Annotated in this window: 13 protein-coding genes; 10 read left to right on the plus strand and 3 right to left on the minus strand. The window is 56.9% G+C overall.

The window, feature by feature from the left end; genetic code table 11:
- Window positions 1-54: 54 nt before the first annotated feature.
- Window positions 55-957, plus strand: a complete 903-nt coding sequence (locus tag AC0YNU_RS02410) for a LysR family transcriptional regulator (protein WP_475752733.1) — start codon at window positions 55-57, stop codon at window positions 955-957.
- 55 nt (window positions 958-1,012) lie between these two features.
- On the opposite strand, the gene AC0YNU_RS02415 is transcribed toward AC0YNU_RS02410, so the two are convergent.
- Window positions 1,013-1,810 carry a carbon-nitrogen family hydrolase gene (locus AC0YNU_RS02415; protein WP_475752735.1) on the minus strand — a complete coding sequence of 266 codons (798 nt, stop codon included), beginning with the start codon at window positions 1,808-1,810 and terminating at the stop codon, window positions 1,013-1,015.
- Window positions 1,811-1,966: 156 nt separating this feature from the next.
- On the opposite strand from AC0YNU_RS02415, the gene AC0YNU_RS02420 reads away from it, so the two are divergent.
- From AC0YNU_RS02420 to mtnB, 8 genes are all read left to right on the plus strand, one after another.
- A complete protein-coding gene (locus tag AC0YNU_RS02420; RefSeq protein WP_475752737.1) occupies window positions 1,967-2,410 on the plus strand; it encodes a hypothetical protein in 444 nt (147 codons plus the stop codon).
- 106 nt (window positions 2,411-2,516) lie between these two features.
- Window positions 2,517-3,701: an aminotransferase class I/II-fold pyridoxal phosphate-dependent enzyme gene (locus AC0YNU_RS02425; RefSeq protein WP_475752739.1), complete on the plus strand. Its 1,185-nt coding sequence runs from the start codon at window positions 2,517-2,519 to the stop codon at window positions 3,699-3,701.
- A gap of 394 nt (window positions 3,702-4,095) precedes the next feature.
- A complete protein-coding gene (gene proB / locus AC0YNU_RS02430; protein WP_475752741.1) occupies window positions 4,096-5,211 on the plus strand; it encodes a glutamate 5-kinase in 1,116 nt (371 codons plus the stop codon).
- 205 nt (window positions 5,212-5,416) lie between these two features.
- Window positions 5,417-6,664: a glutamate-5-semialdehyde dehydrogenase gene (locus AC0YNU_RS02435; protein ID WP_475752743.1), complete on the plus strand. Its 1,248-nt coding sequence runs from the start codon at window positions 5,417-5,419 to the stop codon at window positions 6,662-6,664.
- Window positions 6,665-6,685: 21 nt separating this feature from the next.
- Window positions 6,686-7,567: a pyrroline-5-carboxylate reductase gene (gene proC, locus AC0YNU_RS02440; protein WP_475752746.1), complete on the plus strand. Its 882-nt coding sequence runs from the start codon at window positions 6,686-6,688 to the stop codon at window positions 7,565-7,567.
- The gene (locus AC0YNU_RS02445; RefSeq protein WP_475752748.1) at window positions 7,564-8,793 is read left to right on the plus strand and encodes a 2,3-diketo-5-methylthiopentyl-1-phosphate enolase; all 1,230 of its coding nucleotides are present in this window, start codon (window positions 7,564-7,566) and stop codon (window positions 8,791-8,793) included. The genes proC and AC0YNU_RS02445 overlap by 4 nt, the downstream gene beginning before the upstream one ends.
- On the plus strand, window positions 8,790-9,479 hold the full coding sequence (locus AC0YNU_RS02450) for a 2-hydroxy-3-keto-5-methylthiopentenyl-1-phosphate phosphatase (protein WP_475752750.1): 690 nt from the start codon (window positions 8,790-8,792) through the stop codon (window positions 9,477-9,479). Before AC0YNU_RS02445 ends, AC0YNU_RS02450 begins: the two co-directional genes overlap by 4 nt.
- A gap of 2 nt (window positions 9,480-9,481) precedes the next feature.
- On the plus strand, window positions 9,482-10,126 hold the full coding sequence (gene mtnB, locus AC0YNU_RS02455; protein WP_475752752.1) for a methylthioribulose 1-phosphate dehydratase: 645 nt from the start codon (window positions 9,482-9,484) through the stop codon (window positions 10,124-10,126).
- Between the two features lie 95 nt (window positions 10,127-10,221).
- On the opposite strand, the gene AC0YNU_RS02460 is transcribed toward mtnB, so the two are convergent.
- Window positions 10,222-11,676 (minus strand): DUF2515 family protein, encoded by a 1,455-nt coding sequence (locus AC0YNU_RS02460; protein ID WP_475752755.1) that lies wholly within the window; start codon window positions 11,674-11,676, stop codon window positions 10,222-10,224.
- Between the two features lie 134 nt (window positions 11,677-11,810).
- Between AC0YNU_RS02460 and AC0YNU_RS02465 the strand changes: the two genes are divergently transcribed.
- The gene (locus tag AC0YNU_RS02465) at window positions 11,811-12,494 is read left to right on the plus strand and encodes an SOS response-associated peptidase (protein ID WP_475752757.1); all 684 of its coding nucleotides are present in this window, start codon (window positions 11,811-11,813) and stop codon (window positions 12,492-12,494) included.
- Between the two features lie 51 nt (window positions 12,495-12,545).
- On the opposite strand, the gene AC0YNU_RS02470 is transcribed toward AC0YNU_RS02465, so the two are convergent.
- The gene (locus AC0YNU_RS02470) at window positions 12,546-12,833 is read right to left on the minus strand and encodes a stage VI sporulation protein F (protein ID WP_161700936.1); all 288 of its coding nucleotides are present in this window, start codon (window positions 12,831-12,833) and stop codon (window positions 12,546-12,548) included.
- Window positions 12,834-12,858 lie beyond the last annotated feature (25 nt).

The following is a 12,858-nucleotide window of genomic DNA, read 5'->3' on the forward strand; positions in this document are numbered from 1 at the left end:
GTATGGCCTATGATGATCTTACCTTCAATCCATGTCGAAAGGAAGTGCATATCCTTGGAACTTCGTCAGCTGCAATATGTCATCCAGATCGCCAAAGAGAAAAACTTCTCGCGCGCCGCGGAAAAGCTGCATATCGCGCAACCTTCCCTCAGCCAGCAGCTCTCGAAATTGGAAAAGGAAATCGGCGTGCTGTTGTTCAGACGCACGACCAACTCCGTTGAATTGACGCATGCCGGAGCCGTATTCGTGGAGAAAGCGCAAGGGATTCTCGATAACGTCGAGCAATTAAAGCAAGAGCTGGACGATCTTGCCCATATGCGCAAAGGAAAGCTGGTCGTCGGCAGCTTGTCCATTACGGGCTCGCATGTCCTTCCGATCGTACTGCCGATCTTCGGCCGGAACTATCCGGAAATCGAGGTCGTACTCGTGGAGGATACGCCTTCCAAGCTGGAGCAGCTGACCGCCAGCGGCCAAACCGACCTCAGCTTGCTTGCGCTTCCGCTTCATGAGCCTTCGCTGGAGTGGATTCCGATTATAGAAGAAGAAATCGTGCTGGCTGTTCCGCCCGACCATGCTCTCGCGAAACGGACGAAGCCGGTGCGCGTGGAAGAGCTGCGCGCAGAACCGTTCATCGTACTCAAGAAAGGCCAAGGCTTCCGGCAAATCGTACTGGAAACCTGCGAGAAAGCCGGATTCGAGCCGCGCATCGTCTTCGAAAGCACCAATATCGAAACGGTGCAATCCCTCGTCGCCGCCGGCATGGGCATCACCTTCGTGCCGAAGATGCTCCAGCGGGAGTCGTCCGGCGAGCTGGCTCCGGCCTATCTGTCCTTCGCATCGCCGAAGCCGACAAGGACGCTCGTGATCGCCAGCCGAAAAGGCCGCTATCTCTCGAGAGCGGCCGAAGCGTTTATCGCAACGATGAACCAGACGACGGAAAACCATTTCAGCTCCTGATTTCGAAATCATGCGAATGATGTTGATCATGCAGCGAACTATATCATCTGAACGTTCAATAAAATGACGGTCTGCGGTCTTCAAATACCGGAATTTTCGCCCGCACAGCATCCACGAGCGTCAAGTCGATTTCGGCACGCAGAATCGTCTCTTCTTCCCCCGCCTCCGCGATGATTTCACCCCATGGATCGATAATCAAGGAATGTCCGAAGAATGAGCTCTCCCCGCTCGTTCCGCAGCGGTTGCAAGCGATGACGAACATTTGATTCTCGATCGCCCTGGCCGTCAGCAGCGTCCGCCAATGATGCAGCCTCGGATTTGGCCATTGCGCAGGCACGAACAGTGCCTTCGCGCCGTCCAAGGCAAGCTTGCGCGCCAGCTCCGGAAACCGGATGTCATAGCAAATCATCATGCCGGCAGGAGCCTCTCCTACCTCTAACTGACCCAATTCCTCGCCAGCCTTCAAATACTTCTCTTCGTCCATCAGACGGAACAAGTGAATTTTGGAGTAGCTGCTTGTCAGCTCCCCCTGTTCATTGAATGCGTAAATCGTATTATAGACGCCATCCGCGCGTTTCTCCGCAATCGAACCGCCGAGCACTTGAACGCCGTTCTCTCTTGCGAAAGCAGACAACAGCTCCTTCGTCCGACGCCCATCCGGATCGGCGATCTCTTCGATTCGCTCGAGCGCATAGCCCGTATTCCACATTTCCGGCAGCATGATCAGCTCCGGTTTCTGGTCGCCGCTTACTGCTTCGGCAAGCTTGCGCACCAGACGCTCGAAATTCGCATCCGGGTTCCCCGCGTCCACATGCATTTGAACGACGGCCACGCGCAGTTTATTCCCGCTCATTTTCATTGCCTCCCATCGACATTTCCACATCCGGCATTTCGTTGCCGAAGTCCCTATATTGCTCAGTTTTACTAATCATAACGTCTCATGCTTCGCTGTCAAGATGGGTAGCTTAACAACGAAACGAAATCCCATCCCGAAGGAGCGCTACGATTAATGAAAATACGGAGCATACACATTCTTTCCGCATTCGCACTTTTGCTTTTCCTGATGATGCCGTTCTCCGCAAGTGCCGCTAGCAGCGAAGGCGAGACGGGTCAACGGCCGGTTCAAGCTTTCGACGTCGTGGCGGGAAAAGTGGTCAAAACCTTGCCGAACAGCCCGGAATTCCAGGGCTACGCCAAATCGTGGCTGAAGGCTACGACAGGTCTCTCGCCAAAACTGCAGGCTGAAGACAAATGCGGCTACGTCTTCCGGATCCCGCTCGACGAACCGACCGCCGTCAAAGCCGGCGCGGAACAAGTCATGACGCAGGATGTCTTTTTGTTCTATTGTCCGAAGAAGCCTCAACTGCTGCTTATTTTTGACGAAAACCGCAAACCTTATTTACTCACGTTCAAAGCCAATATCAAACCTTTCCTGAAAGCCGTCGATTTGTAGCACGGACCAGAAAACATTTCACGGAATAGCGCTTTGGAAACTCGACACTTATTCAGTCGATATGCTACATTTAGGGCTAGAATAATGGTGGAGGATTACGACTACGATGGAACGAAGATTGCACATCCAACCGGCAAGCCGCATGACGGGTTTGCCGGCTCAATTTTTCTCGGCACTGGTTCAAAAAGCGAATGCGCAGGCGGCAAAGGGGCGCGATGTCATCAATTTGGGACAAGGCAACCCGGATCGGCCTACTCCGCCTCATATCGTGACCGCGCTTCAGGAGGCGGCTCCGAATCCGCTCTACCATAAATATCCCCCTTTCAGCGGATTCAAATTCCTGAAAGAAGCCGTAGCCCAACGCTACAAGGAGGATTATGGCGTCGTGCTGGACCCGGAGACGGAAGTAGCCGTCCTGTTCGGAGGGAAGACCGGATTGATCGAGATCAGCCAATGCCTGCTTAATCCAGGAGATGTCTGCCTCGTGCCCGATCCCGGTTATCCGGATTACTGGTCCGGCGTCGCTCTGGCCGGCGGGGTTATGGAATACATGCCGCTAAGGGAAGGCAATGGTTTCCTGCCGGATTACAGCGCCATCTCTGCGGACGCGGCGAACAAGGCGAAGCTGATGTTCATCAATTATCCCAACAATCCTACCGGCGCGACCGCCGGACCGGAATTTTACGCGCAGACGATCGAATTTGCCGCTAAACACGGCATTGTCGTCGCGAGTGATTTTGCGTACGGCGCGATCGGGTTCGACGGCAAGGCACCCGTCAGTTTCCTGCAGTCGCCGGGTGCCAAAGAAGTCGGCGTGGAATTCTCTACGCTGTCCAAGACGTACAACATGGCGGGTTGGCGCGTCGGCTTCGCGCTCGGCAATTCCGAGATCGTATCGCTCATCAACTTGATTCAAGATCATTATTACTGCAGTCTGTTCGGCGGCATTCAAGACGCTGCCGCCGTTGCCCTCACCGGACCCCAGCAATGCGTGACGGAACTGACGGCCGCCTACGAGAGCCGCCGCAACGCGTTATTCGCTGCGATGGATGAGATCGGCTGGGTATCCAGCAAACCGAGCGGCTCCTTCTTCTGCTGGCTCCCCGTGCCTAAGGGGCATACGTCCTCTTCGTTCTCCGATTATGTGCTGGAGCACGCCGATGTCGTCTTAGCCCCCGGCGTTGGCTTCGGCTCGCATGGCGAAGGGTATGTGCGGCTTGGCTTGCTGGCACCGGAGGAACGGCTCCAGGAAGCCATCCACCGAATCGGAAAGCTTGGTTTGTTCGGCTAAGCAGCGCGTCCAACGCCCGCAGAGCGCATCTCTGCGGGCTTTCGTTTGCTTTACAGGTCGACGCCGGCCATGGTATGCTTGCTATAACTTAACATAAGCAACGTCTTGACGGGGCTAAGTATGCAATACGCGATGCGACCAGAGAGTAGATTCGCTTGCTGCGAGAATTTACCGTGTCTGCTGCAGAAACCCACCCCTGAACGGCCGGCGACGAGTCGGACAGCGGCCTGCTGTTATCAGGTCTTGAAGCCGAACGGCATGCATGCGCATGGCGTTAATAAAGGTGGTACCGCGGAAGCTAACTTTCGTCCTTTGTCTATATACAAGGGCGGAAGTTTTTTTGTTTTTCAAGCATATTCTGCCAGCCACTCCTGGGAAAGGTTAGGTCGCCACAATGACAGATACGATCGTAGTCAAAATCGGAAGCAGCTCCCTCACTTCGGAAGAAGGCGGCTTAAACCGCGAACGAATTGCCTTCTTCGCGCACGAGCTGGCAGCCTTGCACGAGGCCGGCCACCAAGTGCTGCTCGTGACCTCCGGCGCCGTAGCCGCAGGATTCCGGAAAATCGGCTATACGAGCCGTCCGAAAATCATTCATGAGAAGCAGGCCGCGGCTGCCGTCGGGCAGGCGCTGCTCATGCAGGCGTATCAAGAGGCGTTCGGCTCCTACGGCGACCGCGGGGGCGTCGGCGTCGCGCAAATTTTACTTACGCGTGCCGATTTCTCCAATCGCAAACGGATCCAAAACGCGCAAATGACGATCGAGGAGCTGCTCAAGCAGCGAATCGTCCCCATCGTCAACGAGAACGATACGGTCGCGACGGAAGAATTGAAATTCAGCGAGAACGATACGCTGTCCGCGCTGGTCGGAAATCTCGTGAAAGCCAAGCAGCTTGTCATCATTACCGATATGGACGGCTTGTACACCGAGGACCCGAGGAAAAATCCGGCCGCCAGACGCATTGACCGCGTCAGTCAAATTTCCGAAGACATCTTAAGCTTTGCCGGAGGCGCAGGGTCTGCGGTCGGTACGGGAGGCATGCGTTCCAAAATTGAGGCATCGCGGATCGCCATGCGCGGCGGCGTGCCTACCTTCATCGGGCGCGTCGTCGAGCCCGGTGATCTCCAACTGGCGGTCTCGGGGAATGGCAGAGGCACGTATTTCGATACGAGCCTGCATAACCTCCCCATGAAGAAGCAGTGGCTCGGCTTCCACTCCATGCCGCAGGGACGCATCATCGTCGATGAAGGCGCGGAACGGGCGCTGATCGAAGGCGGCAAGAGCCTGCTTCCCGCGGGAATCCGGACCATCGAAGGCGATTTCCATCCCGGAGACGTCGTCGAGGTGTGCAACCTGCAGGGTCATACGCTCGGCCGCGGCGTGGTCAACTACGCTGCTTGGCAAGCCCAGGCCGCGGCGGGCCTTAGTTCCGAGGAAGTGCGCAGGCGGGTCGAGGTTGTTCGCATGGAGGTTATTCATCGCGACGAATGGGTGACGCTGAAGAATTAAAAGCGCGGTTAGAGCATGACCTGCGGTCGAAATGGGTCTCCAATCGCTGTTGTAGTTACTGATTTCTTTTAACTTGTAAATGACTAGATGTAGAAATCAGACTACAAAGGCGAACGTTAACACTTTTCCGACTCCATTTCGACCTTCGGTCACGCTCGCCGCGAATAAATTCAAGCTAATGAAAATGAAGAAAGAAGGGCTACATATGAGCGAAGTACGCGAGAAGGCCGCGCTGGCCAAGACAGCCGCGCAACTGATGAACCGAACGACGACAGAGCAGAAGAACGAAGCCCTGCTCGCGATGGCCAATGCCCTCGTTGAGCAGCAAGCTTCCATTATTGACGCGAATACCGAAGATATCGAACGCGGACGCAGCAACGGAACGAGCGAATCCCTGCTCGACCGGCTGAAGCTGACGCCAGATCGGATTCTGGGCATCGCCGAAGGGTTGAAGCAAGTGGTGGAGCTCTCCGATCCGGTCGGCTTGACGCTTGAATCGTTCCAACGGCCGAACGGTCTGCGCGTCGAAAAAATCTCCGTCCCTCTCGGCGTCATCGGCATGATCTACGAAGCGCGGCCGAACGTTACGGTAGACGCGGCAGGCCTCTGCCTCAAGACCGGCAACTCGGTCGTCCTTCGCGGCGGATCCGCGGCGATCGCTTCGAACCGACGCATCGTCGAGGTGCTCCGCGGCGCTCTTGAGAATTCCGCGCTTCCTGCGGATGCGTTGCAGCTCGTGGAAGATCCGTCGCGCGCTTCCGTCGACGAAATGCTGAAGCTGAACGGCCTCCTCGATGTCGTCATTCCGCGCGGCGGCGCCTCGCTGATCCGCAACGTCGTCGAGAATGCGACCGTGCCTGTCATCGAGACAGGGGCAGGCATCTGCCATACGTTCGTCGATGCCGGCGCATCGTTCGAGATGGCCGCGGAGATCGCCTTCAACGCGAAGGTGCAGCGCCCTTCGGTATGCAACTCCATGGAAACGCTGCTGCTGCATAAATCGTTTGCGGCTGCGCACATTCGCGCGCTTGCGGACCGTTTCTTGACGGCGAACGTGGAACTGCGCGGCTGCGAGCGGACGCGTGCGCTCGTTCCCGAAGCAGCTCTTGCATCGGAAACTGATTTTGCGACAGAATATAACGACTATATTATGAATATCCGCATCGTGGACGATCTCGATCAAGCGCTGAGCCATATCGCCCAATACGGGACGATGCATTCGGAATGCATCGTCACCGAGAACGCGGAGAACGCCGCGAGCTTCATGCAGCGCGTCGATGCGGCAGCGGTTTACCATAACGCTTCCACCCGCTTCACCGACGGATTCGAATTCGGCTACGGCGCCGAAATCGGCATCAGCACCCAGAAGCTTCACGCTCGCGGACCTATGGGCCTGCCCGCGCTGACGTCAACTAAATTCCGCGTCTTCGGCAATGGCCAAATCCGCGGGTAAAACAGGAGGATAACAGCTATTATGACGACTCTTTCCACATCCGGCACCCTTCCGGACATCCATACCCTTCGCATGTGCTTCTACGGCGCCGGCTCCATGGCCGAAGCGATCGTGCGCGGTCTTCTTGACCGCGGCCTGACCGAGCCGGAACGCATCAGCATGATGAACAGGCAGAATGCGGAACGCATGAACGAGCTCTCCAGCCGTTACGGCATTATCGGTGCAATGACCGCCGATGACAAAGAAACGATGCTGCGCGAATCCGATATCATCTTCCTCGCCATGAAGCCGAAAGACGCGGCTGAAGCGATCAAGCGCGTGCGCGACTTGCTCCATCCCGGCCAAATGATCATTTCCCTTATCGCAGGCATGACGATCTCGACGCTGGAAACGCTGCTCGGCAAACCGATGCCGATCGCGCGTACGATGCCGAATACGTCCAGCACGATCGGACTTGGCGCAACGGGCATCAGCTTCTCGTCATCCGTGAACGACAGCCAGCGCCTGCTGGCAGACACGTTGTTCCAAGCCGTCGGCTTGACGGCCATCGTCGAAGAGCCGATGCTCGAAGTCGTAACCGGACTGTCCGGCAGCGGGCCTGCCTATATCTATTACATGATGGAAGCGATGATCGCTGCCGGCAGCAAGCTCGGACTGTCCGAGGAAGCCGCGCGCGAGCTGACGATTCAAACGGTGCTGGGAGCCGCGCATATGGTGAAAGCGACCGGAGAAGACCCGGCTGAGCTGCGCCGCAAGGTCACGTCGCCGAACGGCTCCACGCAGGCAGCGATCGAGAAGTTCGACGAGTATCGCTTCTCCGAAGCCGTATTGGAAGCCGTCACGCGTTCGGCCGAACGGGCGATGGAAATGGGAGCCGAAATCGAAAGGAATGCAAAATCATGAGTCATGCCGTATGCACGGCCACTTATCGCTGTTATGACGATAAAGCCGATTTTCAGAAAAAAGCGCTGGGCATCGCCGTCGGCTTGACCGTCGGCAGCTGGACCGACCTGCCCGAAGCGCGCAAAGCCGAAATGGAGAAACATCTCGGCCGCGTCGTATCCGTCGAGGAGCACGGCGGCACTGAGCCTGGAACGCGTTATGCAGATATCGTCATTGCATATCCGGACGTCAATTTCAGCCGGGATCTCCCTGCCCTGCTCGTGACCGTCTTCGGCAAACTGTCCATGGACGGACGTATCAAGCTGCTGGATCTGGATTTCTCGCCGGATTTCCTGTCTGCCTTCCCTGGACCGAAATTCGGCATCGAAGGCGTTCGCGGCCTGCTGGGCGTTCATGACCGGCCGCTGCTCATGAGCATTTTCAAGTCCGTCATCGGCCACGACCTGCCTAATCTGCGCGAACAGTTCTACAAACAGGCGCTTGGCGGCGTTGACCTCATCAAGGACGACGAGATTCTGTTCGAGAACCCGCTCACCCCGCTGCAGAAGCGCGTGGAAGCTTGCATGGAGGCAGCCCGACAAGCGGAAGCCGAGACCGGGCAGAAGCTGCTGTACGCCGTCAATTTGACGGGTCCGACTTCGAAGCTCGCCTCGCAGGCAAAGCTCGCGATCGCGTCCGGCGCCAATGCCCTGCTCTTTAATGTGCTGGCGTACGGCTTCGACGTGCTTCATGAGCTCAGCAGCGATCCGGAAATCAACATACCGATCGCCGCGCATCCGGCCATGGCCGGCGCATCCTATCCGTCACCGCATTATGGCATCTCTGCCCCGCTCCTGCTGGGCAAGCTTATGCGGCTCGCCGGCGCTGACCTGGCCTTGTTCCCATCGCCTTACGGCTCCGTCGTGATGCCGCGGGAAGAGAATCTGGCGGTGCAGGCTGCTCTGATCGATCCGGCTCTGCCCGTACGGACAAGCTTCCCCGTACCGTCTGCAGGGATTCATCCGGGACTCGTTCCCCTTATTCTCCGCGACTTCGGCTCCGAGGTCGTCGTCAACGCAGGCGGCGGCATTCATGGCCACCCGATGGGAACGGCTGCCGGCGGACAAGCGTTCCGTCAAGCGATCGAGGCAACGCTCCGCAACGTTCCGCTTCCGGAGGCAGCCGCGCAGCCGGGGAACGAAGCGCTTCAAACCGCGATTGACAGCTGGGGGTACAAAACGCCATGACGAATGAGGTACAGACATCCAAGACTAAACAACGCGTCATTTTTTGCGATTTTGACGGGACCATTACCGAGAACGACAATATCGTAGCGATCATCCGCCATTTCAATCCGCCGGGCTGGGAAGCGATCGTGAACAGCATCGTCAATCAGTCCAAAAGCATCAAGCAAGGCGTCGGCGAGCTCTTCCGCCTCCTGCCATCGTCAAGGAAGCGCGAGGTCGTCGATTATGCGATCTCCAATGCCCGCATCAGGGCCGGTTTCGCCGACCTGCTGCAATATAGCAAGGACAATGACATCCAATTTTACGTGACGAGCGGCGGCATCGACTTCTTCGTTTATCCGCTGCTTGCGCCGTTCGGCATCCCGGAAGACCATATTTACTGCAATGGCAGTGATTTCTCCGGGGACGCCATCGAGATTACTTGGCCGCATCCTTGCGAAGGCCAATGCACGACGGATTGCGGCATGTGCAAGAAGACGATCATCAATCGTTTCCCCGCCGATCGTTTCGAACGCATCCTGATCGGCGACAGCGTCACGGATTTCGAAGGCGCCAAGCTGGTCGACGTCGTCTTCTCCCGCTCGCATCTGACGCAGAAATGCGCGGAGCTTGGCCTTCCCTACCATGAATATGCGACGTTCTACGACGTCATCGATCAATTGAAACGCCAGGAGGCGAGAACGTAACGATGTCCTTTGCACAAATTTCTCTCGAATCGAAACAAAAAGCGCTCGCGGAGCTGACCGAAGTGAAGAGCCTCTTCGCCTCGCGCGGCTGGTTCCAAGGCACGAGCGGCAACTTGTCCATCCGCGTAGGCGATTTCGCCCCGGAGGATTTCCATTTCGCGATTACGGCCAGCGGGAAAGACAAATCGCTCTCAACGCCGGAAGACTTCCTCTTCGTCGACCAAACGGGTAAACCTAGCGAGCTGACGAAGCTGAAGCCGTCCGCGGAGACGCTTATCCATTGCGAAATCTATAAGCAAACCGGCTGCGGCGCGATCTTCCATGTGCATACCGTATTCAACAACCTGGTGTCCGAGCTGTTCTGGGAACGCAAATCCATTCCGGTGGATGGCGTCGAACTGATCAAAGCGTTCAATATTTGGGACGAAGAAGCGCATATCGACATTCCGATCGTCTCCAACTTCGCCCATATTCCGAGCATCGTGCCGGAAGTGACCGAGCGGCTGGACAAACGCATCCCTGGCATCATGCTGCGCAAGCACGGCATCTATGCCTGGGGCGCCAATGCATTCGAGGCCAAACGCCATCTGGAAGCATTCGAATTTCTATTCGAATACGTCTATCGCTGGGAACTGCTGAAACGCTGACAATCCGATCATCAAACGTTCGAATGTTTGGCTTGGTCATCCCTTCATAACCAAAATAAAGGCGCTGCATGCAGGCTGTACGACACAGCCGGGCATCAGCGCCTTTTCGTATGCGAACCGAACCGCCGCTTCGCCTGCACGGCCAGCTCCAGCTTATTGAGCGCCATGCAGTGCTCGAACGTGATCTCGAAGATATCCGGCAGCGGCAGCGCTTCGAAATAGGTCCCAATGGCATCTGCTTCTGCGTGCTCGAACCAATCCTCGCGATCAGGCGGCTCGTAGGGGACATCTTCCCAAGCGGCCGACAGCTGGGGACTTAACAGCTTGTTGGCGCCATCCAATAAGCTGCAGCCTTCAAGCCGCTCTTGAAAGGAGGCGTCCTCCCGCCCGCTGCTCCGTTCGCTCCTAAATAGATGCGGTGCATAGTCCGAACGCGAACCCGTATGATGCACGCCGCGAACGAACGCCATCACGCCTTTCATGACTTCCGGCACGCAAATCAAGATGGCGTACAGCCGTTTGCCGAATTCAATCCGCTCCGAGAGCTCACTGAAACGCTCCAGCACCAACCCGGCCAGCATCATCTCTCCTCTGGCATCAAGGGGTGAACCATAAGGCATGACGACCGTATTCGTCTGGAGCGGAATTTGCAGCAGGAATGATGCCCGCTTCAGCACATGCGCCTTGAAATACTCGCTTTGCACCAGAGGCTTCTCGATTACATGCTGCTCGTTCACGATCAGCGCGGTCGTAAGCAGGACGGAATCTTTGCGCTGCCAAAATTGCGACCATACCGGGAGCATGAACTGCGATACGCCGAAGCAAGGAAGCATGCGGGACAAATCGCGCCCTTCCTTGCGGGAGGCCTCGTAGAGCAGCAGCTGCGGGTAGGCGTCATGAAAAATCAGCGAATTGATGCGTTCGAGCAGGATGAACATATGCCGGCGAGTCTCCTCGTCCAACAGCTCGGGCAGGAGATCGCCCTGCAAGTCCGTCATGTTCCAGCCGCCGTTACGCGATACGAGATGGGCAAGCAGCGCCCACTGAAGCTCGGGACAGCGGTAATAGACAGCGCGGTACGCTTCGGTACGCGTGACATTATTCCGATTCGCGACCTCGGTCTCGTGATGGATCCTGTGAACAAGCGCGCGTTCCTGCTCGGAATAGGCAGCCAATGCTTGATCGGCCCCCAAGCCTGCCCCAGCCCCGGAGAAATCTTGTTCATCCGTTGGCCGATCGCAAGGCCCCACCGCATTCGCATTCGCATTCGCATTCGCATTCACACTCTCAATTGGATTCTTATGTTCGTCCGTCCCGGAGAGACTTCCGCTTGGGTTCTTGTTCGACTTCAAGCCCGCCTTGGGCATCGAGGCAAACAATTCGCGCACGAGCTCTTGGCTGATCCCTGCAGGCAGCGCATGCTCGGCGAGCTCATGCGAGGCGCTCCTGGCATGCCGCTTGCGCAGCGCGTAATTTCTTATGAAGCGCAAAGCATGGAGCAGCCAGCCAAGCAACGAAGGCTTGGCGCGGTGCGGGCGGCGCTGCGGCATATCCAGCCATCCTCCTTTTCACCCGAAAATACCGTTGTTCGGTTAGTATGAGCTTCACTGCCAACGATTAGCCGTTATAGTATACTATAGCTAACGCAAGTCTGTGCCACTGCGCAACAAAGGAGGAATCTCGCATGTGCGGACGATATACGATTACCGTGACGCTGGAGGAGCTGATGCTGCATTATTGGGTCGCCGAATCAGGCATCCCGTATCAACAGCCCAAATATAACGTCGCGCCAGGCCAAATGATACCTGCCATCATCCATGATGGCGAGAAGAATAAGCTCGGCGAGCTCAAATGGGGACTGGTTCCGTCTTGGGCGGAGAGCGTCAAGCTCGGCGCTAAAATGCTGAACGCGCGGTCCGAAACGGTATGGGACAAGCCGGCGTTCCGAAACCTTATGAGCCGCAAACGCTGCATTATTCCAGCCGATGGCTTCTACGAATGGCAGCTGCAGGCAGACAACCGGAAGCAGCCGATGCGAATCGTCAGGCGCGACCGCAAGCTGTTCAGCATGGCGGGACTGTACGATACGTGGACGTCGCCTGACGGGCTGAAGCTGAGCACCTGCACGATCTTGACGACGGCGCCCAATGAGCTTATGGCCCCGATCCACGACCGTATGCCGGTCATCTTGGAACGAGAGGACGAGGCAGCCTGGCTGGACCGTTCCCTACGCGACCCCCAGGTGCTGAACCGGCTGCTTCGCCCTTATCCGTCCGGACAACTCGAAGCGTATCCGGTTGCCGCCGGCGTCGGCAGCGTGAAGAAGGACGACGCAGACTGCATCGCCCCTCTTCTATCGAGCGGCTGACACGTGCTTGGAAGAGCGTAAGGAAACAAAAAAATCGCCGACCCCGTAGGATCAGCGAAACATTGCCCATAATTTGATTAAGTGCAGCGTATTGTTCGGATCGATTTTTTGCGCGAGGATGAACGTGATCAGCTGTTCTTCCTGCTGATCCGTCAAGTTTTCCTGCATGACGCCGGCTGCCGTGCGTACCAGCTTCCGCACCTTCGCGCGGTCCTGCAGATCGTACTTGGTCACGCCGTTCAGCAGCATTTTGATCCGGTCCTTGACGACCGGATTTTTCATTTTGAATTTGACGCGTTCAACCAGCTCGGGCCGAATGCCGAATTTTGTATAGCTCATCCCGGTAATAGCACCTCCGTCCAGC

It is taken from the genome of Paenibacillus sp. J31P316 (genome assembly GCF_056269105.1).

Coding starts and splice junctions, on each gene's coding strand:
- AC0YNU_RS02415 (WP_475752735.1), bottom strand. CDS start 1,810: ATGAGCGGGAATAAACTGCGCGTGGCCGTCGTTCAAATGCATGTGGAC.
- AC0YNU_RS02420 (WP_475752737.1), top strand. CDS start 1,967: ATGAAAATACGGAGCATACACATTCTTTCCGCATTCGCACTTTTGCTT.
- AC0YNU_RS02425 (WP_475752739.1), top strand. CDS start 2,517: ATGGAACGAAGATTGCACATCCAACCGGCAAGCCGCATGACGGGTTTG.
- proB (WP_475752741.1), top strand. CDS start 4,096: ATGACAGATACGATCGTAGTCAAAATCGGAAGCAGCTCCCTCACTTCG.
- AC0YNU_RS02435 (WP_475752743.1), top strand. CDS start 5,417: ATGAGCGAAGTACGCGAGAAGGCCGCGCTGGCCAAGACAGCCGCGCAA.
- proC (WP_475752746.1), top strand. CDS start 6,686: ATGACGACTCTTTCCACATCCGGCACCCTTCCGGACATCCATACCCTT.
- AC0YNU_RS02445 (WP_475752748.1), top strand. CDS start 7,564: ATGAGTCATGCCGTATGCACGGCCACTTATCGCTGTTATGACGATAAA.
- AC0YNU_RS02450 (WP_475752750.1), top strand. CDS start 8,790: ATGACGAATGAGGTACAGACATCCAAGACTAAACAACGCGTCATTTTT.
- mtnB (WP_475752752.1), top strand. CDS start 9,482: ATGTCCTTTGCACAAATTTCTCTCGAATCGAAACAAAAAGCGCTCGCG.
- AC0YNU_RS02460 (WP_475752755.1), bottom strand. CDS start 11,676: ATGCCGCAGCGCCGCCCGCACCGCGCCAAGCCTTCGTTGCTTGGCTGG.
- AC0YNU_RS02465 (WP_475752757.1), top strand. CDS start 11,811: ATGTGCGGACGATATACGATTACCGTGACGCTGGAGGAGCTGATGCTG.
- AC0YNU_RS02470 (WP_161700936.1), bottom strand. CDS start 12,833: ATGAGCTATACAAAATTCGGCATTCGGCCCGAGCTGGTTGAACGCGTC.